The organism is Mitsuaria sp. CC2, from assembly GCF_048957715.1.
Classification (GTDB): Bacteria; Pseudomonadota; Gammaproteobacteria; order Burkholderiales; family Burkholderiaceae_C; genus Roseateles.
In genome coordinates, this window is sequence record NZ_JARVXN010000001.1 from 1 (window position 1) to 23,328 (window position 23,328).

At 68.3% G+C, this 23,328-nt stretch carries 15 protein-coding genes and 1 pseudogene; 12 read left to right on the top strand and 4 right to left on the bottom strand.

What is annotated here, in order from left to right:
• The first annotated feature begins 715 nt into the window (after positions 1-715).
• The 5 genes from PV762_RS00005 to PV762_RS00025 all read left to right on the top strand — a co-directional run bounded on the left by PV762_RS00005 (position 716) and on the right by PV762_RS00025 (position 11,524).
• Positions 716-2,506 (top strand): MG2 domain-containing protein, encoded by a 1,791-nt coding sequence (locus PV762_RS00005; protein ID WP_421032980.1) that lies wholly within the window; start codon positions 716-718, stop codon positions 2,504-2,506.
• Between the two features lie 62 nt (positions 2,507-2,568).
• On the top strand, positions 2,569-6,057 hold the full coding sequence (locus PV762_RS00010; RefSeq protein ID WP_421032981.1) for an alpha-2-macroglobulin family protein: 3,489 nt from the start codon (positions 2,569-2,571) through the stop codon (positions 6,055-6,057).
• Between the two features lie 68 nt (positions 6,058-6,125).
• Positions 6,126-8,327, top strand: coding sequence for a penicillin-binding protein 1C (pbpC, locus tag PV762_RS00015; protein WP_421032982.1), 2,202 nt, complete (start codon positions 6,126-6,128; stop codon positions 8,325-8,327).
• 52 nt (positions 8,328-8,379) lie between these two features.
• Entirely contained in the window at positions 8,380-8,685 is a 306-nt protein-coding gene (locus PV762_RS00020) for a hypothetical protein (RefSeq protein WP_421032983.1), read from the top strand.
• Positions 8,686-8,890: 205 nt separating this feature from the next.
• Positions 8,891-11,524, top strand: a complete 2,634-nt coding sequence (locus PV762_RS00025; protein ID WP_421032984.1) for a chemotaxis protein CheW — start codon at positions 8,891-8,893, stop codon at positions 11,522-11,524.
• Positions 11,525-11,533: 9 nt separating this feature from the next.
• Here PV762_RS00025 and PV762_RS00030 read toward each other — a convergent pair whose 3' ends face one another.
• Positions 11,534-12,139 carry a GNAT family N-acetyltransferase gene (locus tag PV762_RS00030; protein ID WP_421032985.1) on the bottom strand — a complete coding sequence of 202 codons (606 nt, stop codon included), beginning with the start codon at positions 12,137-12,139 and terminating at the stop codon, positions 11,534-11,536.
• 350 nt (positions 12,140-12,489) lie between these two features.
• On the opposite strand from PV762_RS00030, the gene PV762_RS00035 reads away from it, so the two are divergent.
• On the top strand, positions 12,490-12,987 hold the full coding sequence (locus PV762_RS00035) for an SET domain-containing protein (RefSeq protein WP_421032986.1): 498 nt from the start codon (positions 12,490-12,492) through the stop codon (positions 12,985-12,987).
• A gap of 86 nt (positions 12,988-13,073) precedes the next feature.
• On the opposite strand, the gene PV762_RS00040 is transcribed toward PV762_RS00035, so the two are convergent.
• Both PV762_RS00040 and alaS read right to left on the bottom strand, forming a co-directional pair.
• Positions 13,074-13,826 (bottom strand): UPF0149 family protein, encoded by a 753-nt coding sequence (locus PV762_RS00040; RefSeq protein ID WP_421032987.1) that lies wholly within the window; start codon positions 13,824-13,826, stop codon positions 13,074-13,076.
• A 123-nt stretch (positions 13,827-13,949) separates the two neighbouring features.
• Positions 13,950-16,583 (bottom strand): alanine--tRNA ligase, encoded by a 2,634-nt coding sequence (alaS, locus tag PV762_RS00045; RefSeq protein ID WP_421032988.1) that lies wholly within the window; start codon positions 16,581-16,583, stop codon positions 13,950-13,952.
• Between the two features lie 259 nt (positions 16,584-16,842).
• Between alaS and PV762_RS00050 the strand changes: the two genes are divergently transcribed.
• Positions 16,843-18,330 (top strand): NAD-dependent succinate-semialdehyde dehydrogenase, encoded by a 1,488-nt coding sequence (locus tag PV762_RS00050; protein WP_421032989.1) that lies wholly within the window; start codon positions 16,843-16,845, stop codon positions 18,328-18,330.
• Between the two features lie 63 nt (positions 18,331-18,393).
• Here PV762_RS00050 and PV762_RS00055 read toward each other — a convergent pair whose 3' ends face one another.
• Positions 18,394-19,290: a LysR substrate-binding domain-containing protein gene (locus PV762_RS00055; protein WP_421032990.1), complete on the bottom strand. Its 897-nt coding sequence runs from the start codon at positions 19,288-19,290 to the stop codon at positions 18,394-18,396.
• A 126-nt stretch (positions 19,291-19,416) separates the two neighbouring features.
• Here PV762_RS00055 and PV762_RS00060 point away from each other — a divergent pair, with 126 nt between their 5' ends.
• From PV762_RS00060 to PV762_RS00080, 5 genes and pseudogenes are all read left to right on the top strand, one after another.
• Positions 19,417-20,625: an MFS transporter gene (locus PV762_RS00060; RefSeq protein WP_421032991.1), complete on the top strand. Its 1,209-nt coding sequence runs from the start codon at positions 19,417-19,419 to the stop codon at positions 20,623-20,625.
• Between the two features lie 22 nt (positions 20,626-20,647).
• A pseudogene (locus PV762_RS00065) lies at positions 20,648-21,265 on the top strand (aldo/keto reductase); the annotation flags it as partial.
• Positions 21,266-21,314: 49 nt separating this feature from the next.
• Positions 21,315-21,890 (top strand): TetR/AcrR family transcriptional regulator, encoded by a 576-nt coding sequence (locus PV762_RS00070; protein ID WP_421032992.1) that lies wholly within the window; start codon positions 21,315-21,317, stop codon positions 21,888-21,890.
• Positions 21,891-21,946: 56 nt separating this feature from the next.
• Positions 21,947-22,687, top strand: a complete 741-nt coding sequence (locus tag PV762_RS00075) for an SDR family oxidoreductase (protein WP_421032993.1) — start codon at positions 21,947-21,949, stop codon at positions 22,685-22,687.
• Positions 22,688-22,795: 108 nt separating this feature from the next.
• A complete protein-coding gene (locus PV762_RS00080) occupies positions 22,796-23,314 on the top strand; it encodes a hypothetical protein (protein ID WP_421032994.1) in 519 nt (172 codons plus the stop codon).
• Positions 23,315-23,328 lie beyond the last annotated feature (14 nt).

Consider the following 23,328-nt stretch of genomic DNA (forward strand, 5'->3'; position numbering starts at 1 on the left):
AGGACCGTGAAACGACTCAGCGCCGATGATAGTGCGGATTCCCGTGTGAAAGTAGGTCATCGTCAGGCTAATACACCGCCAAACCCCTCGATCAGCAATGATCGAGGGGTTTTGTCTTTTCTGATTCGCTTTGGCGAATTGAAATCCAATCGGTTTCGAGATGGGTTTGGCACTTGGACTTGCGGATGCCGAAGAGTTGTTAATAACTGATTGAACTAATCACTCTCGCGTCTGATGGGAGGAACTCACCCCTTTTGTGGGACTGATTTTTTGCGTAGCTGCGAATAGACTGCCTTGGTCATTTGTTCGGGACGGGAAGCGTATGCAGCGGTTCTGGAATGGGGCGGGGTTTTCTTCCTTTTCGATCCGTGCGGCACTTGCTGCGCTGTTTTGGTGTCCAGTGGCACACGCGGTAGAGATCGCAACGGTCTCTCCGCGAGGAGAGGTCGACCAGGTTCAGAACGTCGTTGTTCGCTTCAAGGGACCCACTTCTCGCTTTGGAGATCCCCGCCTTCCTGATCCTGTGGTGCTGGATTGCGGCAGCGTTGGGCTACACGGCAAGGGACGTTGGACGAGTGATCGAGAGTGGGTTTACGACTTCTCGGGCCCCTTGCCGTCCGGGGCAAAGTGCACGGTTGCCGCGAGCAACGTTTTCCAGCCGACCGCCCCGGGAGCCGCCGGAGGGTGGCTCGGTACGCGGGAGTTTTCCTTCCAGTTGAGCGCACCGACGATACGGCGTGTCAGCCCGTGGGAGGGAAGCCGGATCGAGGAGAACCAGCGCTTTCTTTTGCAGCTCTCCGGCGATGCCAAGTCCGAGACGATTGCGCCTCACATGTGGTGTGAATCGAAGATGCTTGGTGAGCGGATTCCCGTTGAACTTCGCGGCGTCTCCGAACGAGATGCATTGCTACGTGGGTTGAAGATCGAGGGAGCGAAGCGACAGAGTTGGATTCTGGTTGGCTGTGCTCGGCCTTTGCCAGCTCGCTCTGAGGCTACTTTGGTCTGGGGCGCTGGGATTGCGGCTGCCGCCAACGAATCTGTGCGCACGCGAGGAGACCGGCGATTCCACTTCACCGTTCGAGCGCCATTGACTGCGGAGCTGTCTTGCGAGAGGGAGCGGGCGAATGCGCCATGCCTTTCCATTCGGCCGATCTCCGTGAACTTCTCCGAGCCGATTTCACGCGAACTGGCATTGGCGGTGCGCTTGAAGGGGCCGCATGGCGGCAGCGTGGCGCCGCTGGCGACGTCGGACCAGGAAGTTCAATCCGCCGATTGGCTGTCGACGGTGCGTTTCCCAACGCCGTTGGCTGAGCAGCAAGATTATTTGCTTGAGTTGCCGAACGGGATCAAGGACGAGAGCGGTCGACCGCTGTCCAATGCGGCCAGCTTTCCGATGAAGGTCCGCACCTCCGAGTCGCCCCCGCTGGCGAAGTTCGCGGCAGCTCCTTTCGGCATTGTCGAGTGGGAGGCGGGGGGCCCCAGTCTGATTCCTTTGAGCCTGCGCCACGTGCAATCGGATCTGCAACCTCGGGCGAGCGGGCATCTGCGAATCATGAGGTTGACGGAGGATGCCGAAATATTGCGATGGTACGGGCGTCTCTACCGGCAGAACGAATGGGAGGACCGCAAGGCTGAGTGGCTGAAGAATGCTGCGGACGCTCAGTCCATGACGGTGCCGCCGGCGAATCCGGAGAAGGTCATCGACGTGATCGGAGTACCGCTGGCGCAGCCCGGGTACCACGTGCTCGAACTGAAGTCACCGCGCCTGGGGCAGTCGCTGCTCGATCCGAGCCAGCCGATGTTTGTGCGGACAGGTGCGCTGGTCACCAATCTCGGGCTGCATTTCAAGTTGGGAAAGGACGACAGCCTGGTATGGGTGACCTCGCTCGACAAGGGGCAGCCCGTCGAGGGCGCCCAGATCGCGGTCTACGACTGCCGCGGCAAGTCGCTGTGGAACGGGAGGACCGACGCGCGCGGCTTGGCGCGCATCGATCGACCCAATCTGGACCGTGAGAGCGGCACCGGGGAGTGCATCGCCGAGTCGGGTCTTTTCATCACGGCTCGGCTCGCACAGCCTGGAAAAGCATTGGACCAGTCGTTCATGTTCAGCGGCTGGAGCCGCGGCATCGAGCCTTGGCGTTTCAACGTGCCGGTCGCGTGGGGCGCCGAGCGCGCGGCCCGTGCTCATACCATCACCGATCGACCGTTGCTTCGCGCCGGCGAAACCCTGTCGATGAAGCACTTCTTCCGTCTGGAGACTGTCCAGGGGTTGGTGGATGCGGCACCGGACCAGTTGCCGGACAAAGCGCGTGTCGTGTTCGAAGGGACCGGCGAGGAAGTCGCGACGCTGGACTTGACGTGGCAGGGTGGCCGCTATTCCTTGAGTACCTGGAAGGTGCCGGCGGGAGCCAAGCTCGGGCGCTACCGTTTCGTCATGGAGCGTGCGTACGCGTCGAAGAGTTCAGGGTGCCGCTGGTCGACGTCCGCCTGCTTCCTCCGAAGCTGAATTCCCCGGGCGTGCAGGAACTGTCCTGGTCCGCACAGTTGAACTACATGGCGGGCGGTCCGATGGCGAAGTCGCCGGTGGTGGTCAACGCGATGCTGCAACCGCGAGTGACCACTTTCCCTGGATTCGACGATTTTGCCTTCGAGCCGCCGTCGCGCGATGGGCCGACTGACACAGGAGCGGATGGGGAGATGGACGAGGGTGACGGCGAGTCTGCGGGCAATGCGCCTGGCATGGCTCGCTTGATGTTGGACAAGCTGGCCTTGCAGACCGACGGCAAGGGAGCCGTTACGTTCAAGGTGCCCTTGAAGGGCGATGTCGACCGACCGGCAGAATTGCGCGTCGAATTGAACTACCGCGATCCCGACGGGCAGACGTATACGCGCGCCGCCTCGCAGGTGGTCTGGCCCGCCGGTGTCGTGATCGGCCTGCGCGCAGCTTCCTGGGTGGCCAATGGCCAGTCCCTGTCGGTTCAGGCGGTCGCGCTGGACGTCCAGGGCAAGCCGGTGGCCAATCAAAAGATCGGGGTGGGCGCGCGCCAGATCCAGACGCTCAGTACCCGCAAGCGGCTGGTGGGAGGCTTCTATGCCTACGAGCATCAGCGGAACCTGAAGGACCTGGGTGAACTTTGCAGCGGGACCACCGACGCACTCGGGCTCATGCGTTGCGAGGTGAAGCTGAACCAGGGCGGACAGATTGAACTCATCGGTTCGGCCAAGGACGACGGCGGTCGTACCGCGCGGGCTGCCCGGTCGCTGTGGGTGACCAGGGCCGGTGAGTCCTGGTTTGCGCAGGACAACGACGATCGCATCGATGTGATCCCGGAGCGCCGACGTTATGAGCCGGGTGAGATCGCGAGGTTCCAGGTACGCATGCCCTATCGCGACGCGACCGCACTGGTCACCGTCGAGCGGGAAGGCGTGTTGTACAGCGAGGTCCGGCGTCTCTCGGGGCGGGATCCGTGGCTGGAGTTGAAGATCGACCGCGACTGGACGCCGAACGCCTTCGTCAGCGTGATGGTGCTGCGAGGTCGCCTGCGCGACGTGCCCTGGTACTCGTTCTTCTCATGGGGTTGGCGCGAACCGGCAAATTGGTGGCGGGAGTGGCGGGCGTCAGGCGACTATCAGGCGCCGACCGCCATGGTGGATCTGTCGAAGCCGTCCTTCAAGCTGGGCATGGCGGCCATCGAGATCGGACAGGCGAGGCACCGCTTGCAGGTGGAAGTCATGCCCCAGCAGGCGCAATACGGCGTTCGACAAAGCGCTCAAGTGAAACTTAGGGTCACGCAGGACGGCAAGCCGGTGCCGGATGCGCAGATCGCCTTCGCCGCAGTGGACGAGGGCCTGCTGGCGCTCGCGCCCAACCCCAGCTGGAAGTTGCTCGACGGCATGATCCAGTCCCGACCGTGGGGCGTGACGACGGCGACCGGGCACAGCGAAATCATCGGCCGACGACATTACGGGCGCAAAGCCGTGGCCGCCGGGGGCGGGGGCGGTTTTGCGACGCGTGAGCTGTTCGACACCCTGCTGACCTGGCAACCGCTGGTGACGGTCGACGCGAAAGGCGAGGCACTGGTGCGAGTGCCGCTGAATGATTCGCTCACGCGCTTCCGGCTGGTCGCGGTGGCCGACGCGCCGGGGCAGCGTTTCGGCACGGGCGAGGGCAGCATCAACGTGAACCAGGATCTGCAGCTGATGTCCGGCCTGCCCCCGCTCGTCCGCGAAGGCGATCGCGTGCAGGCCATGGTCACGCTGCGCAACGCCACCAACCGTGCCATGGACCTGCGGGTGTCGTTGACGGGCAAGGCGTCACTGGAGATCGGTGAACAGGGTGTCCCGGCCGATGCGAAAACGCTGAAGTTGGCCGCTGGTCAGGCCCAGGAGTTGACGTGGGATGTCGTCGTCCCGGAAGGCGCCCAGCGCATCGTCTGGGAAGCTCAGGCTCAGGAGCAGGGTGGCAGCGCGAAAGATGCGATGCGGACCACGCAGGCGGTGCAGCCGGCGGTGCCGGTGCGGGTGCTGCAGGCGACGCTGCGGCAACTCGACGTGCCGGTCAGCATCCCGGTCGCCGTGCCCGGCGACGCCGTGCCCGCGCAGGGCGTCAAGCGGGGCGGCCTCCATATCGGGTTGCAGCCAAAACTGTCGACGGCGTTGCCAGGCATTCGCCGCTACTTCGAGCAGTATCCGTATACCTGCCTCGAGCAGCAGAGTTCGAAGTTCATCGCGCTGCACGACAGCACGGCGTGGGAGGGGCTGATGGGGCAGCTGTCTACGTATCAGGATGCGGACGGACTGTTTGCGTATTTCCCGCTCTCGAATCATTTGACCCAAGGCAGCGACGTCCTGACGGCGCACCTGCTGTCGGTGGCGCAGGAAGCTGGCCGCATGTTGCCGGCGGCGCAACTGGGCAAGGCACTTGACGGTCTGGCCGCCTTCGTCGAAGGACGGCTGGAGCGTCGCCATTGGTCGCCACGCCCCGACGATCAGCCTCGACGGATCGCCGCGCTGGCTGCGCTGGCCCGGTACGGCAAGGCGACGTCACGGCAGCTGGGGACCGTCGACGGTCGCAACCTCACCAGTTGGCCGACCTCCGTCGTCATCGACTGGCTGGTGCTGCACCAGCGCATGACCGATGCGCCGGACCGTGCCGCGCAGATCGCTGCGGCCCAGAACCAGTTGCGCAGCCGCTTGAGCTTCGCAGGCACCACCCTGCGCTTCGTCAATGAGGAGTCCGACGCCTGGTGGTGGCTGATGGGGAGCGGCGATGCGACGGCGGCGCGAGCGATCCTGGCCTTGGTCGACGATGCCGGATGGAAGGAGGACCTCCCTCGCCTGGTCGTCGGCGCACTCGCCCGCCAGGAGCGAGGCGCCTGGTTCAATACGACGGCGAACCTGTGGGGCGCGCTGGCGCTCGAGAAGTTCTCGGCGCGCTTCGAATCCCAGCCGGTGAAGGGGAAGACCGAGGCCAGGCTGGCCGGCGCGGGCGTGGTGCTGGATTGGGCGGCCAAGCCGGACGGCGGCGAATTGCGCCTGCCGTGGCCCGCCGCCGGCAATGGCACCTTGACGGTGACTCAGACAGGCGAAGGCCGCCCCTGGGCGACCGTGCAAGCCTCGTCCGCCGTCCCGTTGAGAGCGTCGCTCACGTCGGGCTACGCGATCAAGCGGACGATCACCGCCGTGTCGCAGAAGTCCGCGCCGCGCTGGTCGCGGGGCGACGTGATGCGGGTGCGGGTCGAGATCGACGCCGCCGCCGACATGAGCTGGGTAGTGCTCAGCGACCCGTTGCCCACTGGCGCCGCGATCGTCGAGGGCACGATCGATACCCAGGGCGAGCGCGCCGAGGGGCAGGCCTGGCCCAGCTTCATCGAGCGCAGCTTCTCCGCGTGGCGCGCCTACTTCGACTACCTGCCGCGCGGCAAGCATGTCCTCGAATACACGGTCCGGCTGAACAACGCGGGGCGTTTCCAGATGCCGACGACGCGCGCCGAGGCGATGTATTCGCCGGATCGTTTCGGCGAGGTGCCGAATGCGATCCTGGAGGTCCAGCCTTGACCTTGGCAAGGTCGGCGCAACGGCATGCCTTCGCGCAATGGGGGTGGGGGCTGGTCTTGATGCTCGTCATGAGTGGTGGCCTTGCGGTGCCGGCTTGGGCCGATGAACTGCCCTCGTTCGCGCAGACACGCGCATCGCATCCGTTGTCGGACCTCCAACTGCTCGACCGCCGAGGCGAGCCGCTGCAGACCTTGCGCGTGGATCCCAACCGGCGTGTGCTCTCGTGGGTGACGCTGGACCGAATGTCTCCCGCGCTGCTGCGGGCGATGCTGCTGTCGGAAGATCAGCATTTCTACGAGCACAGCGGCGTCGACTGGTCGGCGGTCGCCGCGAGCGCCTGGGCCAATCTGTGGAACACGCGCACACGCGGCGCATCGACGGTGACGATGCAGTTGGCCGGCCTGCTTGATCAGGACCTGGCCCGGCGCGGCGGTCGCAGCGTGGCGCAGAAGCTCGGGCAGGCCTGGGTGGCGGGGCGACTGGAGAAGCGGTGGACCAAGGCGCAGATCCTGGAGGCTTACCTGAACCGCGTGCCGCTGCGCGGCGAACTCGTCGGCGTGCCCGCTGCGGCGCAGGCGCTCTTCGGCAAACGGCCGAGCGGGTTGGATGTCCGCGAGTCGGCGCTGCTCGCCGCGATGCTGCGCGGCCCCAACGCGTCCGCCGAGACCCTCTCGACACGCGCCTGCGGCGTCTTGCGGACGATGGGGCAGACCTGCGAGGGGCTGGTCGACGAGGTCGGGGCCGTGTTGCGGCGCAAGCCCCTGTCGATCGGCGATGCGCCGCAATGGGCGCCACACTACGCGCGTCTCGCGCTTCGCGCGGACGGTCCGGCGGCTCAGCGCAGCACGCTCGACGCGACGTGGCAACGCGTCGCGGTCCAGGCGCTGCGGCGGCATCTGGCGGAGCTGTCCGGCCGGCAGGTCGAGGACGGCGCGGTGCTCGTGCTCGACAACGCGAGCGGCGAAGCGCGCGTGTGGGTCGGATCGAGCGGCAGCCAGCTGTCGGAAGCGGCCCAGGTGGATCACGTGCTCGCCCGTCGACAGCCGGGTTCCACGCTGAAGCCGTTCCTGTACGAGCTGGCGATCGAGCGCCGCCTGATCACCGCGGCCAGCCTGCTGGACGATTCGCCTGCGCAGGTGGCGACCGCGGCGGGGCTGTATCTCCCGCAGAACTATGACAAGCAGTACCGTGGCTGGATCAGCGCCCGGGCGTCGCTCGGCAACAGTCTCAACATCCCGGCGGTGCGGCTGTCGCTGATGCTCACGCCGGAGGCGGTCTTCGAGCGGCTCAATGCCCTGGGCCTGCAACTGCCCGAGACGGGCGGCTTCTACGGGCCGTCGCTGGCCCTCGGCAGCGCCGACGTCACCTTGCTGGCGCTGACCAATGCGTATCGCGCATTCGCCAACGGCGGGAGGTACGCCGCCGCCTTGGCACCGCGAAGCGATCCGAGTCGCGACGCGGGGCCACGGCACGCGGAATTGCGGCAGGTGGCGGATCCGAAGGCCAGTTTCATCGTCGGCGACATCCTGGCCGACAACACCGCGCGCGCGCTGACGTTCGGACTGTCGAGCGCGTTGGCGCTGCCTTTCCCGGCCTCGGTGAAGACGGGCACGAGCAAGGACATGCGCGACAACTGGTGCATCGGCTGGAGCAGCCTGTACACGGTCGGCGTCTGGGTCGGCAATTCCAGCGGCGAGGCCATGCACCAGGTGTCGGGCGTGAGCGGCGCCGCCCCGGTCTGGCGCGAGGTCATGCTCGCGCTGCATGCGAGCGGCGTTCCGCCGGCGATCCGTCCACCGGCTGGCGTCGTCGCGCAGCACACGCGTTTCGAACCCGGACAGGAGCCGTCGCGCCTTGAATGGTTCGTGACAGGGACCGAGCAGGCGGTCATCCGCGCGGCGGGCACGTCCGTCGCGCTCCGCAATCCGGTCGACGGCGCGATCTATGCGCTGGATCCCGACATCCCACCGAACGCGCAGCGACTCCGTTTCACGCATGAGGGCCGGCTCGATCGCGGTGTGGCGGCCTGGCGCCTCGACGGTCGCGTCATCGGCCGCGGGGCGACGATGGATTGGCTGCCCATGCCCGGGCGCCACGAACTGGCACTGCTCGACGCCAGCGGGCGGGTGCTCCAGCAGGTGCGCTTCGAGGTCCGCGGCGCCGGGATGAAGCAGGCGCCCGCGCCCGGCGTCGACTCCCGTCCTGCCATTCCGCAAGTCAACCGCCCCAGGGCGCAGTTCGTCGCCACCCCCTGGCGGTCAAGGGGCTGACTTTCGATACTCCTCCCATCGTCGCTAAGATGCAGATTCGCGCGGGGAGACCATGCAGAGCCGACAACAACAAGCGCTGAACGCCCACAAGCCCCTCTGGCAGGTGCTGGGCGTCGCCATGCTTGGCGCCGCACTTTGGCTGCCGGCCGGGCCGGCGCAGGCCAGCGAGGTGGTCAAGCTGGCTCGCCTGCTGATCACCGGCAAGCGCCAGCCGAGCCGTCCGCCCGCGCCGCAACCGGCGGCCCCGGAACGCGGGACCGACGCGAGCACCCAGCCCCAGAGCCGTGCATCCGACGTCGAGGTCCACGCCCAGACGCAGCGCCGCAGCGCGGACGGCGCGGCCGTCTCGATGGACTGAGCGCACCAACCTGCCGCATTGGCGGCAGATTTCTCCCCAAATCGCGGCATCCCCGCACCAGCGCGGCACTTCATGCCTGATCGCCGTGCGATCAACGAAGTTAGTCTCGGAAACCGTGCGTTTCTCCCCCTGACAACGTCGTCAACGCGGGCCACACTGCCGCGCGTCGCCTCACGAGGGCGTGTGATCGTTGGGAGGGAAAGAAATGACGCAGGGTTCGAACAAGGTCTATCGGAAAGGCCTGCCGTTCAGCGCCGAAGTGGCCCCGTTGCTGGCTGCCATGCCGTTGCTGGAGGAATACCGCGAGCCGCTGCTGCGGCTGCAGGGCGCGTGGGACAGCCTCGCGCTGCTGGGACAGATGAGCGGCGCGGCCACCGACATGGCCGACACCCGCACCGCGTTCGAGGCGCTGACGGGCCGCCTGCTGGACAGCCTGGCGCGCCGGCAGCTCCGGCACGCGGTCGGGCACCTCCAAGGGCGCTCGCAGGTCGCGATCGACATCCTGGTGCGCAACCTCTTCGAGCGGACCGCCGACGTCGGCTTCCTCGCCAGCGACGGCCCGCTGCGCACGTTGCTCCAGGCGGATGCGGCCGGCGAGGTCGACGCCAGCGACGTCCAGGCCCTGCGCCAACGGTTTGCCGCCTACGTCGCCAAATACTCGGTCTACGATCAGGTCGTGCTGCTGGCTGCCGATGGTCGCCGGCTGGCGGCATTGGATGAGTCGAGCTGCGCGGCGGTCGTCGACGATCCGCGGTTGCAGGAGGCTCTCGAACCCGGACGCGCCTTCGTCGAAGTGCACGGCCCCACCGGTCTGCTCGGCGGCCGCGGCGGTCTGATCTACGCGGCGGCGGTGAGTGGTCTGGCCAGCGGCGAGGGCGGTGACGGGACTGCCGGCGGCGCACGCGGGCTGCTGTGCCTGTCCTTCAAGCTCGAAGACGAGATGCTGGGGCTCTTCCGTGCGTTGTGCGCCGGCGTGCCCCGATCGGTGCTGGTGCTCAAGGATGCGCAGGGCCGCGTGCTGCTGACGTCAGATCCCTGGCAGATCCCGCTGGGCGCGCCGCTGGCGAACGCTGGTGAGGCGCAGGGATGGCGGCTGGACTTCGCCGGTCGCGACTACCTGGCCTGCGAGAGCGCGGCCAGCGGCTACGAGGGCTACTTCGGACCGGGCTGGCGGGCGCAGATGCTGCAGCCGCTGCAGCACGCCTTCGCGGACGCGCCGCCGGAGCGCCAGGGCGATCGCGCCCGCGACCTCGACACGCGCGAGCTGTTCGACGACGAGCTGCGCAGCATTCCCGTCGAGGCGCGCCGCATCCAGCGCGAGTTGTCGAGGTCGTTGTGGAACGGCAAGCTCAAGAGCCGCGCGCACTCCCAACCGCATGCCCAGCCGGGCGCCCGGACCGGGGAGGGCGGCGCGGCGGCTCCAGGCGGCAATGCCTTCGCCGTGACGCTGCTCAATGAAGTCGAACGTACCGGCGATCAACTGCGCCAGGTCTTCGAACGCGCGATCGCCCAGCTCGAGGACGGCGCGCTGGACGCGGTCTTCGACGGCGCCGGCTTCCGCGCGGAGCTGGCGATCTCCATCGTCAACCGCAACCTGTACGAGCGCGCCAACGACTGCCGCTGGTGGGCCCTCGACGCGCGCCTGCAGGGCGCGCTCGCGGCCGGCGATGCCGCCTCGGCGGAATCGGTCCTGGCGAGCATCCATGCGCTCTACACCGTCTATTCGCTGCTGCTGGTCTTCGACAACGCCGGGCGCGTGGTCGCCGTGTCGGACCCGGGCCAGGCGCATCATGTCGGACGCTCGCTGCAAGGCGACTGGGTCTCGGGCGCGCTAGGACTGCGCGACGCCGGCCAATATGTGGTGTCGTCGCACGCGCCCTGCGGTCTCTACGGCGAGGACGGGCACGCACCCTGTCTCGTCTACGCGGCAGGCGTCCCGCATCCGGACGGTGCGGCGATGGCCGGCGGCATCGCGATCGTGTTCGACGGTGCGCCGCAGTTCCGCGCGATGCTCCGCGCGGCGCTGCCGGATCATGCCGGCGCGGCGGCCTTGCTCGTGACGCGGGCGGGTGAGGTCGTGGCCAGCAGCGACGCGCGCTGGTCGCCGGGCGATCGGCTGCCATTGCCGCTGCCCGCGCTGACCGCCCTGCCGGCGGACCAGCACGTGACCGGCGAGCTCGAATTCGACGGCCGCGTCCATGCCTACGGGCTGGCGATGTCGGGGGGCTACCGGGAATACCGGCGCCTCACGCCGCCCGACGCAAACGACCTCGCGGCACTCGTGGTGCTGCCGCTCGGCGAGCGTCTGGCCGCAGGCGAGTCGGCTGGCGCGGGCGCGATGCCCGCGGCCTTCACGCCGACCGCGCCGGCAGGCGCCAAGACCGTCGATGTCGCCAGTTTCCTCGTCGATCACCAGTGGCTGGGCTTGCCCGCGATGCAGGTCGTCGCGGCGCTGGAGCGCCAGCGCATCACGGCCTGGCCCACGGCCCCGGCGGCCGTGCGCGGCATGCTGGGCTTCGAAGGCCGCATGCTGCCGGTGCTGGATCTGGGCCAACTGCTCTTCCACCGCCCGTGCGGTGATGAAGCCGCGTTGATGGTCTGCCAGACCGGCGCCGGCCAGCGCCTGGTGCTCGCCGTGCAACAGCTCGGGCAGGTCTTCGTCGCCGGCGCCGAGCAGTTGCAGCCCAGCCCGACACGGCCGGGCTGGGCCGCGCAGGCCCAGGTGCACTTGCTCAAGGGTCAGGGGCCGCAGATGCTGACCCTGCTGGACGGTGACGACCTGTGGCGCCTCGTCAACGGCGTGGTCGAGGCGCAGACGCCCGCATTGACCGTCGATTGAACTTCTGGCTCAGGCCGCGGTCCGCTCGATCACGGGCGGGCGCGGATGCAGCCGTGCCATCGCGAGCGCATCGACATAGCGACCATCGCGCAACGCGTACCCGCGCAGCCGTCCCTCGTGCTCGAAGCCGAAGCGCTCGTAGAGCCGGATCGCGCGCGGGTTGTCGGCGAACACGGTAAGTTCGATGCGCAGCACGCCGAGCCAGTCGTCCGCCTGACGCATCAGCGCGTCCATCAAGGCCGAGCCGACGCCGTGCCCCTGGGCCTCCGGATGCACGCCGATGCCCAGCATCATGGCGTGGCGGCGCCGCACCTGAGGTCCGACCGGATGCAGGCCCGCGGACCCTACCAGCCGCTCGCCGTCGAAGGCGAGCAGCTGCAGTTCGCCGCTGTTCGTGTCGGGCACCTTCGAGAAGCGTTCCTGCCAGAGCAGTTCGGAGGTGTAGGGCAATTGCAGCAGCGACGGCTGAACGCCGGGATGCGCCATCAGTTCGGCGTGTGCGCGAGCGTCCTCGGGCCGAGGACGGCGCAGCGTGAGGCCGTCGGCGATGCGCACGGCGCGTGGCCCGGGGTCGCGTTCGTCGGGGAGGCGGGACGGTCTCGTCGAGGTCTGCATCGGGGGTCTCCTGGTGGGATGGAAGGACCGAGGGCGGAAATGAACAAGGCCCGCGGGTTGCGCGGGCCTTGTCGGGGGAATTCGGGATCGCTTCGGGACCGTGGGTCCTGGATCCGTGGGGGCGTCTACCGCGTTCGACGCCGTCCCTGGCCGCATGCGCACAGTTGCGCCTGCAGCGGATGCATGCAGCACATCTGGACGTGGCCGGAAGAACGGATCGCGGGGGACATGCGGACCAGTATCTTGGCGACGCGTTGAAGGCGTCAAGCCCGCCGTCCGCCACACCAGTGGCAACGGCGCGACAATGTGCGTTTCCCCATTCCGTCGCGGCCGACGCCGCGCGCCGCTTCATGCCTCGACTGAGTTCCGTCGCTGCCGTCGCCGACCTCGCCACCGCGGCTCCCGCCGCTGGAGCGCACGCGCGCCCGAAGGGCGAGCCGCAGCCCGCCGAGCGCTTCGCGCTGGCCGTGGACAAGAGCCCGATCGACGGGCTCGGGGTGTTCGCCGCCGAATCGATTCCGGCGCGGCGCAAGATCGGCGAGATGCGCGGCGAGATCGTGCCGGTGCGCGAAGCCCGTCGTCGCATCGAGGGTCGACGCCGCATCCACGTGGTCGAGGTGACGGACAAGACCGCGATCGATGCGACGAAGTCGGATTGCGCGCTGCGCCATGTGAACCACAGCTGCGCGCCGAACGCGGTGTTGCGCATCCGGCAGGGCCGGGCCGAGTTCTACGCGATCCGCGACATCGACCGGGGCGAGGAGATCTGCGCCGACTACGGCGAGAGCCACCACGAAGGCCGGCTGCGCTGCCGCTGCGGCGCGCCGAACTGCAAGGGCCGGCTCTGAATGGGAAACGCGGGCGCGAGGCCGGCGCGAGGCCGGCGTTCGTTCGAGGCGGTTCGCGTCCGCCGGCGATCGGAGTGATCCCTGGATCAGTGCGTCGCGTCCGGATCCGCGGTCAGACCGGAGATCGCTTCCTTCAGCACGCGCTGCTGCATCCAGAACAGCCGCAGGTCCTGCACCGTGAACAGCATGTCGTCGATCAGCGCGTTCTGGTCGATGCCTTCCGGCTCTTCGTAGGCGCGCTGGACGTAGTCGGCGCGCGGCGTCGAGTCCTCGGCCAGCGTCACGGCCTCGATTGCTTCGAGCATCGCCTGCAGGTCGTCGGCGCCGTCGCCGGCGGGCAGCGTCCACGCGTTCGAATCGTCGACCGCCTGCAGGAAGCCCTGCGCCCACATCGCGCCGGGGGCGGGCCTGCGCTCCAGCAGCTCGGCCGTGATCGAGCCTTGCGCCACCAGTTCGGCCTTGGTCTCCTCGTCGAACTCGGAGATCAGGGGCGTCAGGTGCATCTGCTCGGGCGCTTCGAGCAGCGGCTGCGGCTCGAGACTGTCGCCGATCTCGTTCCAGCGCACGTGCAGCGCTTCCATGAACGCATCGGTCAGGTCCTGCTCGTCGAGGCCGGCGGGCCAGTCCTCGCCGAACAGCGCGTCCATCGCCTGGATCGGCGCGGCGTCGGCGGGGCCGACGCGCAAGGCGGTGAGATAGCCGTCCATCGTGTCCAGCGTGATCGCCGGCGCATCCGGATCGGCCTGCCCGGCCAGCACGGCCAGCAGCTCGCCGAGGCGCTGCGCGTTCTCGACGTCGATCGCGTCGCCGAAGTCGTCGTCCATCGGGGTGTCAGTCATGTTTGCTCCAGTGGCTTGAAACGACAAGGGCCCGACCGGGGCCCTTGAAGAGGTGGTTCGTCGGAACTCCGGGGCGGACGGTTCGATCGCCGCCCGGTGTCCGGAGTTTGTTCGAGTGATGTGTCAGACGCGTTCGCCGACCCAGGCCTGCACGCTTGCCAGCGCAGCGGGCAGGGCCTTGGCGTCGGTGCCGCCGGCCATGGCCAGGTCCGGCTTGCCGCCGCCCTTGCCGCCGACCTGCTGCGCGACGAAGTTGACCAGCTCGCCGGCCTTCACCTTGCCGATGCTGTCCGGGGTGACGCCCGCGGCCAACTGGACCTTGTCGCCGTCCACGGCGGCCAGCACGATGGCGGCGGTCTTGAGCTTGTCCTTGAGCTTGTCCATCGTCTCGCGCAGCGTCTTGGCATCGGCGCCGACCAGCGTCGCCGCCAGCACCTTCAATCCCTTGACGTCCACCGCCTGCGACATCAGCTCGTCGCCTTGCGCGGAGGCCAGCTTGCTCTTGGCGGCGGAGAGCTCCTTCTCCAGCGCGCGCAGCTGTTCCAGCACCGCGTGGACACGCGGTTCCAGTTCGGCGGGGGCGGCCTTCAGGGTGCCGGCGACGGCCTGCACGGTCGATTCCAGCGACTGCAGGTAATGCAGGGCGTTGTCGCCGGTGACCGCCTCGACGCGGCGGATGCCGGCCGCGACGCCGCTCTCGGCGACGATCTTGAACAGGCCGATGTCGCCGGTGCGGCGCACGTGCGTGCCGCCGCAGAGTTCCTTGGACGAGCCGATGCTCAGCACGCGCACGGTCTCGCCGTACTTCTCGCCGAACAGCATCATCGCGCCGCTCTTCTGCGCGTCGTCCAGCGCCATGACGGCCGCCTGGGTGTCGGCGTTGGCGAGGATCTCGGCGTTGACGATGGCCTCGACCTTGCGGATCTCCTCGGCCGTCATCGGCGCGGTGTGCGCGAAGTCGAACCGGGTGCGCTCGGCGTTGACCAGCGAGCCCTTCTGCTGGACGTGCGCGCCCAGCACTTCGCGCAGCGCCTTGTGCATCAGGTGGGTCGCGCTGTGGTTGCGGATGGTCTTGGCGCGGCGCTCGGCGTCCACCTTGGCGGCGAAGACGTCGCCGACCTTGACCATGCCTTCGACGACCTGCGCGTGGTGGCCGAACACGTCGGCCTGGATCTTCAGCGTGTCGTCGACGACCAGGCGGGTCGTCGCGTTGCGCAGCTCGCCGGCGTCGCCGACCTGGCCGCCGCTTTCCGCGTAGAACGGCGTGTGGTCGAGCACGACCACGACGTCGTCGCCCGCGTCGGCGCTCTGCACCGCGCTGCCGTCGACGTACAGCGCGACGACCTTGGCGTCTTCGCGCGCGAGGTGGTCGTAGCCGTGGAAGGTCGTCGCGGCGCCGGTGTAGGCCAGGCCCTGCGCCATCTTGAACTTGCCGGCCTGGCGGCCGCGGTTCTTCTGCTCTTCCAGCAGGCGGTTGAATTCGGCCTCGTCGACGGTCACGCCGCGCTCGCGGCAGACGTCGGCGGTCAGGTCGACCGGGAAGCCGTAGGTGTCGTGCAGCTTGAAGGCGGTGTCGCCGTCGATCTGCGTCGCGCCGCCGGCCAGGGCCGACTCCAGCAGTTCCATGCCGGTGGCGATGGTCTTGAAGAAGCGTTCCTCTTCCTGCTTCAGCACCTCGGTGACGCGGGCCTCGTCGCGGCGCAGCTCGGGATAGGCCTCGCCCATCTCCTTGGCCAGCGCGGCCACGAGCTTGTGGAAAAAGGGCGCGCGCGCGCCCAGCTTGTAGCCGTGGCGGATCGCGCGGCGCGCGATGCGGCGCAGCACGTAGCCACGGCCGGCGTTGCCCGGGATCACGCCGTCGACGACGGTGAACGAGCAGGCGCGGATGTGGTCGGCGATGACCTTCAGCGACGGCGATTCCTTGTCGCAGTCGCCGGTGCCGGGCGTGGCCGCGTCGACGCTCTGCTTGGCCGCGGCCAGCAGGTTCACGAACAGGTCGATCTCGTAGTTCGAATGCACGTGCTGCAGCACGGCCGCCAGGCGCTCCAGACCCATGCCGGTGTCGACGCTGGGCTTGGGCAGCTTGTGCATCACGCCGTCTTCAGTCCGGTTGAACTGCATGAAGACGTTGTTCCAGATCTCGATGTAGCGGTCGCCGTCTTCATTGGCCGAGCCCGGAGGGCCGCCGGCCACGTCCGGGCCGTGGTCGTAGAAGATCTCGGTGCAGGGGCCGCAGGGACCCGTGTCGCCCATCATCCAGAAGTTGTCGGACATGTAGCGGCCGCCCTTGTTGTCGCCGATGCGCACGATGCGCTCGGCGGGCACGCCGACTTGCTTGTTCCAGATCTCGTAGGCCTCGTCGTCCTCGGAGTACACCGTCACCCACAGCTTCTCGGCCGGCAGCTTGAAGTGCTCGGTCAGCAGTTCCCAGGCGAAGCCGATGGCGTCCTTCTTGAAGTAGTCGCCGAAGCTGAAGTTGCCCAGCATCTCGAAGAAGGTGTGGTGGCGTGCCGTGTAGCCGACGTTGTCCAGGTCGTTGTGCTTGCCGCCGGCGCGGATGCACTTCTGCGCCGTGGTGGCGCGCGAGTAGGCGCGCTTGTCGAAGCCCAGGAACACGTCCTTGAACTGGTTCATGCCCGCGTTGGTGAACAGCAGCGTCGGGTCGTCGCCGGGCACGACCGGGCTGGACGCGACGATCTGGTGGCCCTTGGACTCGAAGAACTTCAGGAAGGTGTGGCGGATCTCTGCGGCTTTCATGCCTGTCCTTTGCTTGATGGGCCTGGCGGGTCGGGTGTGGCGGGTCGCTGTGGCGCAGCACAGGCTGCGACATGAATCAGTTTGTGTCTTCACGGGTGCGTGGTTTGCCGCTCTTCCTGACGCCGTGGGCGGTGGAATGGCGGGTCCGGCACCTGATTTCGCGAAGCTTTCGATTATAGGAGCCGGGGCCGTTGACACGGTGTTGACATGGCGGTTACGCCGCCGCCGCTAGGATGCCGGCCTTCCACGGAGAAACGACATGGCGACCCCCGACCCCAAGACCTCCCCGCTGGCGCAACTCAAGGACCCCAGCCTGCTGAAGACCGACGCGCTGATCAACGGCGAGTGGGTGGGCGGCTCGAGCCGTTTCGACGTGGTCGACCCGGCGACCGGCGTGCTGCTGACGCACGTGGCGAACCTGGGCGCGTCCGAGGCCGACGCGGCGGTGACGGCCGCGAATGCCGCCTGGCCAGCGTGGCGGGCGAAGACGGCCAAGGAGCGGTCCTCGATCCTGATGCGCTGGTACCACCTGCTGATCCAGCACGCGGACGATCTGGCGCGCATCCTGACGGCGGAGCAAGGCAAGCCGCTGGCCGAGGCGCGCGGCGAGATCGTCTACGGCGCGAGCTTCGTGGAGTGGTTCGCCGAGGAAGGCAAGCGCGTGCGCGGCGAGATCGTGCCCAGCACCGACGCGACCAAGCGCTACATGGTGATCAAGCAGCCGGTGGGCGTGTGCGCGGCCATCACGCCGTGGAACTTCCCGCTGGCGATGATCACGCGCAAGGTGGCGCCGGCGCTGGCGGCCGGCTGCCCGGTCGTGATCAAGCCGGCGGAGCAGACGCCGCTGACCGCGCTGGCCGCGGCGGAGCTGGCGCAGCGCGCCGGCATGCCGGCGGGCGTGCTGAACGTGATCACCGGCGACGGCGAACAGTCGATCGCCATCGGCAGGGTACTGTGCGAGAGCGACGTGGTGCGGCACCTGTCGTTCACCGGATCGACGGAGGTCGGCCGGATCCTGATGGCGCAATGCGCGCCGACGATCAAGAAGCTCTCGCTGGAGCTGGGCGGCAATGCGCCGTTCCTGGTCTTCGACGACGCGGACATCGACAGCGCCGTCGAGGGCGCCATCGCCAGCAAGTACCGCAACGCCGGGCAGACCTGCGTGTGCGCGAACCGGCTGTACGTGCAGGCCGGCGTGTACGACGCGTTCGTGGCCAGGCTGGCAGAGAAGGTCGGCGGCCTGAAGGTCGGCAACGGCTTCGAGCCCGGCGTGACGCAGGGCCCGCTGATCGAGGATGCGGCGATCGAGAAGGTCGAGCGCCACGTCGCCGACGCGGTGGAGAAGGGCGCGAAGGTGCTGGTCGGCGGCGCGCGGCTGCACGACCGCTTCTTCCAGCCGACGGTGCTGTCGGAGGCGACCGCCGACATGCTGTGCGCGCGCGAGGAGACCTTCGGCCCGGTGGCGCCGGTGTTCCGCTTCGGCACGGAGGCCGAGGGCGTCGCGCTGGCCAACGCCACGGAATTCGGCCTGGCGAGCTACTTCTACGCCCGCGACATCGGCCGGATCACGCGCGTGTCCGAGGGCCTGGAGTACGGCATGGTCGGGATCAACACCGGCCTGATCTCGACGGCGGAGGTGCCGTTCGGCGGCGTGAAGCAGTCCGGCCTGGGGCGCGAGGGCGGCCACCAGGGCATCGACGAATACGTCGAGACGAAGTACCTGTGCGTGGGCGACGTGAACAAGTGATCGCCGCGAGACGCCATCCGGCTGCGCCTGCGCAGTGCGGGCGGTTCGGAGGGCCTGGACGGGTCAGGCCGCGAGCGTCGCCATCTCGACGGCGAGGTAGTCGAGGAAGCAGGTGATGCGCGAGGCCAGCGCGGTGTTGCGATAGTAGACCGCATGTACCGGTTGCCGCGTGTCGACGGTGTGTGTCGCGAGGACCTGCACCAGCGTCCCGTCCGCGCGGTCCCGCGCGGTCATGAAGTCGGACAGCGCCACGACGCCTTGGTCGGCCAGGGCCAATTGCCGCAGTGTCTCGCCGGAGGACGCGCTCACCGCCGCCTCGATCGGATAGCCCTCGCCGCCGGACCAGCGAAGGGGCCAGGTGTTGAGGCTCTCGGGTGCGGTGAAGCCGAGCAGCGAATGATTCGCGAGTGCCTCGACCTTCGTCGGTCGCCCGTGCGCGGCGAGATAGGCGGGGCTCGCGAGCACCCGCAGGCGGAAGCTGCCAAGCGGCCGCGCATGCAGCGTCGAGTCGGCGAGCGTGCCGATGCGCAGCGCCACGTCGGTGCGCTGCTCGAGCAGATCGATGATCTGGTCGCTGCTGTTGAGTTCGAGCTCGATCTGCGGATAGCGTTCGCGGAAACCGCCGATCAACGGCACCAGCACGTGCAGCATGAACGGCGAAGCCGCGTTCACGCGCAGCCGTCCGGCGGGCTGGTCGCGGCGCAGCGCGAGTTGTTCCTCGGCGTCCTCCACCGCGGCGAGCACGCTGCGAGCCCGGGCGAGGAAGAACTGACCTTCCTCGGTGAGTTCGAGTCGCCGGGTGGAGCGTCGCATCAAGGTCGTGCCGAGCTTGTGTTCGAGCCGGCTCAGCGACCGGCTGACGGCGGAGACCGTCTGCCCCAGAGGCTCCGCCGCTGCGCTGATCGATCCTGCGTCGACGATGGCGGCGAGGACGGCGAGTTCATCGAGGGAGCTTTTCATGGCGCCTCTTGCCTTCATTGCGTTTGATGCAAGAATATTTTGGCCAATCGAGGCTTTTTCTGCAAACCGAGAGCGGGAACACTGGTGGCCATTCCTCCACCTTCCTCGCTTCGCAGGAGCCTCAACATGCCGATCGCCTTGTGGGCGCTGACCGTCAGCGCCTTTGCCATCGGGACCACGGAATTCGTCATCGTGGGCCTGATCCCGACCATGGCCGCCGACCTCGGCGTCAGCCTGCCGTCCGCGGGCCTGCTGGTCTCGCTGTACGCCCTGGGTGTCGCCATCGGCGCCCCCGTCCTCACCGCGCTCTCCGGCCGCTGGCCGCGCAAGCAGCTGCTGCTCGCGCTGATGCTGCTGTTCACCGCGGGCAACCTGCTCGCATGGCTTGCCCCCGGCTACGGCGCGCTCGTCCTGGCGCGCGTGCTCACCGGCCTGGCGCACGGCGTGTTCTTCTCGATCGGCTCGACGATCGCGACCAGCCTCGTCCCGCGTGAGAAGGCCGCCAGCGCCATCGCGACGATGTTCTCCGGACTCACGGTCGCGCTGGTCACCGGCGTGCCGCTGGGCACCTTCATCGGCCAGCATTTCGGCTGGCGCGCGACCTTCCTGGTCGTCGCCGCGCTCGGCCTGATCGCCTTCGTCGCCAGCCTGGCCTTCGTGCCGCGCAAGCTCGCCCAACCCGCGCCGGCCAGCCTGCTGCATCAGCTGGAGCCGCTGCGTCAGCCGCGTCTGCTGCTGGTCTACGCGATGACCGCCGTCGGGTACGGCGGCTCCTTCATCGCCTTCACCTATCTCGCGCCCATCCTCCAGCAGATCAGCGGCATCTCCGCCAACGGCGTCAGCCTCGTGCTGCTGGTGTACGGCATCTCGGTCGCGGTCGGCAACGTCTGGGGCGGCAAGCTCGCGGACAAGCGCGGCCCGATCGGCGCGCTCAAGCTGATCTTCCTCGGACTCGCCGCCGTGCTGTTCGTGCTGAGCGTCTCCGCCCAGTCGCCGATCGCCGCCGTGCTGACCGTGCTCGCCTGGGGCGCCTTCGCCTTCGGCAACGTGCCGGGCCTGCAGGTCTACGTCGTGCAGCAGGCGGAGGCGCATGCGCCCAAGGCCGTCGACGTCGCCTCGGGCCTGAACATCGCCGCGTTCAACCTGGGCATCGCCGGCGGCGCCTGGGGCGGCGGCCTGATCGTCGAACACCTGGGGCTGATCCACACGCCCTGGATCGGCGCCATCGTCGTGCTCGGCGCCTTCGCGCTCACCGTGCTGGCGGGACGCCTCGACCGACGCTTCCCCCTGCCGGCGCGCGCCGCCGGCGCCGCCCCGATCGCCGTGGGCCATTGATCGCGCACGACCTCGCACGACCACGACCAAGATCTGGACCGAGCAACTGGCCGGAGACCGGGTGATCCCGAGCCTGCGTGAGAGCCTCGCGAAGCTGCGCATGGACGCGGTCGACCTGACGCTGATCCACTGGCCGTCGCCCGGCAACGCGGTGCCGTTGAAGGAGACGCTCGATGCGTTGATGGAGGCGAAGCGCCTGGGCCTGACGCGGGCGATCGGCCTGTCCAACTTCACCGTCGCGCAAATGCGCGAAGCGATCGAGCTCGTGGGTGCCGGCGAGCTCGCGACCAACCAGGTGGAGATCCACCCGTTCCTGCAGAACCGCCGCGTCGTGGCCTTCGCGAAGTCGCAAGATCTTCACTTGACCGCCTACATGCCGCTGGCCTACGGCAAGGTCATGACCGAGCCGGTGCTGATCGACATCGCGACACGCCACGGCACGACGCCGGCGCAGGTCGCCCTGGCGTGGCTGCTGCAGCAAGGTCTCGCGGTGATCCCGTCGTCGACCCAGCCGTCGAACCAGGCGGCCAACCTGACGGCCACGACGCTTCGCCTCAGCGACGAGGACATGACGCGCATCGCCACGCTCGATCGTGGCGAACGGCTGGCGGATCCGGACTTCGCACCGGCCTGGGACTGAGTAGCCTCATTTCTGGAACGGTCATTCAAGAATCGCTACAGTCCGCCGCATGGCAAGACCGAAGCAGTTCGATCCCGATGAAGCGCTGGACGCCGCGGTGGCGGTGTTCCGCGAGCACGGCTACGCGGCCAGTTCCGCGGAGATGCTGACCGCCTCGATGGGAATCGGCAAGCAGAGCCTGTACAGCACCTACGGCGGCAAATGGCCGCTGTACTGTGCGGCGCTGCAGCGTTATGCCGAGCAGGAGACGAGCCGCCACATCGAGACGCTCAAGGGCGGCAGGACCGCGCTGGAGGGTCTCGAGCGGCTGCTCAAGCGGGTCGTGAACGAGGCGCACCTGCCGTGCCTGGGCGTGGGATCGGTGCAGGAGTTCGGCATGGACAGCGAGGGCAGTGCGACGCTCGTCGAGATCCGCGAAGCGGGCGGTCGGGCGATGCAGGCGGCGCTGCTCGAACGGATCCGGGATGCCCAGTCCAGAGGCGAGATGTCTGTCGAGGTCGAGGCGAAACACGCCGTGGCGTTTGTCTTCTCCCAGATCGCCAGCCTGCGCCTGGCGGCGCGCGGCGGCGCTTCGGACACCGAATTGCGCGCGTTGGCGCGGCTGTCGCTGCAGGCTCTGAGGTAAGCCTGTTTTTTTTGACCAATTATGGAACGAACGTTCCAGAAAAGAAGGATGAAGTCATGAACCCGGATCAACAAGGACATCGTCGTGTGGCGCTGGTCTTCGGCGGCTCGCGCGGCATCGGCGCGGGCATCGTGGAGCGGCTGGCGAAGGAGGGGTTCGACGTGGCCTTGACCTATGTCTCGCGCCCTGACGCGGCGCAGGCGACGCTGGGCGCGGTCGAGGCCGCCGGCCGTCGCGGTCTCGCGATCCAGGCCGACAGCGCCGATCCCGTCGCGATTCGCGCGGCGGTGGCGGAAGCGGTCGAGCGGCTGGGACCGCTGGACGCGGTCGTCGTCAACGCGGGCGTGCTTCGCCACGGGACCATCGACGTCCTGTCGATCGAGGACCTCGACCTCCTGCTGAACGTGAACGTGCGAGGGGTCTACCTCGCGATCCAGGCCGGCGTGGCGAGCCTGCGTGACGGCGGTCGCGTCATCACGATCGGCAGCAACACGGCGATCCGCACCGGCATGGCGGGCAACAGCGTCTACGCGATGACGAAGGCGGCGGTGGCGGCCATGGTCCAGAACCTGGCGCTGGACCTCGCGCCGCGCCGCATCACCATCAACAACGTGCAGCCGAGGCCGATCGCCACCGACATGACCGCGCCGTTCGCCGAGCATCTCCAGGACAAGCTGAAGCTGGGCCGCATGGGCCAGCCCCACGAGATCGGCGCGCTGGTCGCCTACCTGGCCGGACCCGAGTCGGGCTACATGACCGGCGCGAGCCTGACGATCGACGGCGGATGGGTGCTGTAAGCGGATGTTCTTCGGCGTGAAAAAGATCACGCTTCGCGGTCGGCCAGACATGAAGGCGTTCACCCGGAGCGCATACAACCCGGGTGCCTGCGCTTTCCGACCTTGCCCATGTTCCGTCTCCGTTTTCGATCCAAGCCGACTGCGGTCGTTGAAGCGTCCGCCGCTGGCGCTGCCGAAGCTGCCGCCGTGGTCGACGCGGAGAGCGCTGCCGAAGCGGCTGCCGCGCTGGCTGCGGAAGACGCCGACGGCGATGACGGCGATGAGCGCCGCACGACACCGCGCCGCGACGTGCCGCTCGGACCGGCGGTGCGCGTCGAGTTCATGCTGCTGGGCCGTGCGCGCAGCTTGAACGTGGATGACGTGTCGTTGGGCGGCCTCGGCCTGCGTGGTTCGGTGGAAGAAGGGCGCGGGCTGTTCCTCGGCCAGAAGGTGCCTCAGGCGCGGGTGATGGTGGGTGATCAGCTCGTGCTGGTGGCCGACCTGGAGGTGCGCATCCGGCGCAGTTTCCGGTCGTTCCTCGCCGGCGAGCAGGTCCACATCGGCTGCCGTTTCCTGGGCCTGAACCCGCTGGCCGAGGCGGAACTCCAGCGTCTGCTCGCCCAGTTGATCGATCAACGCGGCCGCTGAGCGGCCCCTCTGGA

Excerpts from the sequence above, each read along its gene's own strand:
- PV762_RS00010 (WP_421032981.1), top strand. The coding sequence starts at position 2,569 with ATGGCGAAGTCGCCGGTGGTGGTCAACGCGATGCTGCAACCGCGAGTG.
- pbpC (WP_421032982.1), top strand. The coding sequence starts at position 6,126 with ATGAGTGGTGGCCTTGCGGTGCCGGCTTGGGCCGATGAACTGCCCTCG.
- PV762_RS00020 (WP_421032983.1), top strand. The coding sequence starts at position 8,380 with ATGCAGAGCCGACAACAACAAGCGCTGAACGCCCACAAGCCCCTCTGG.
- PV762_RS00025 (WP_421032984.1), top strand. The coding sequence starts at position 8,891 with ATGACGCAGGGTTCGAACAAGGTCTATCGGAAAGGCCTGCCGTTCAGC.
- PV762_RS00030 (WP_421032985.1), bottom strand. The coding sequence starts at position 12,139 with ATGCAGACCTCGACGAGACCGTCCCGCCTCCCCGACGAACGCGACCCC.
- PV762_RS00035 (WP_421032986.1), top strand. The coding sequence starts at position 12,490 with ATGCCTCGACTGAGTTCCGTCGCTGCCGTCGCCGACCTCGCCACCGCG.
- PV762_RS00040 (WP_421032987.1), bottom strand. The coding sequence starts at position 13,826 with ATGACTGACACCCCGATGGACGACGACTTCGGCGACGCGATCGACGTC.
- alaS (WP_421032988.1), bottom strand. The coding sequence starts at position 16,583 with ATGAAAGCCGCAGAGATCCGCCACACCTTCCTGAAGTTCTTCGAGTCC.
- PV762_RS00050 (WP_421032989.1), top strand. The coding sequence starts at position 16,843 with ATGGCGACCCCCGACCCCAAGACCTCCCCGCTGGCGCAACTCAAGGAC.
- PV762_RS00055 (WP_421032990.1), bottom strand. The coding sequence starts at position 19,290 with ATGAAAAGCTCCCTCGATGAACTCGCCGTCCTCGCCGCCATCGTCGAC.
- PV762_RS00060 (WP_421032991.1), top strand. The coding sequence starts at position 19,417 with ATGCCGATCGCCTTGTGGGCGCTGACCGTCAGCGCCTTTGCCATCGGG.
- PV762_RS00070 (WP_421032992.1), top strand. The coding sequence starts at position 21,315 with ATGGCAAGACCGAAGCAGTTCGATCCCGATGAAGCGCTGGACGCCGCG.
- PV762_RS00075 (WP_421032993.1), top strand. The coding sequence starts at position 21,947 with ATGAACCCGGATCAACAAGGACATCGTCGTGTGGCGCTGGTCTTCGGC.
- PV762_RS00080 (WP_421032994.1), top strand. The coding sequence starts at position 22,796 with ATGTTCCGTCTCCGTTTTCGATCCAAGCCGACTGCGGTCGTTGAAGCG.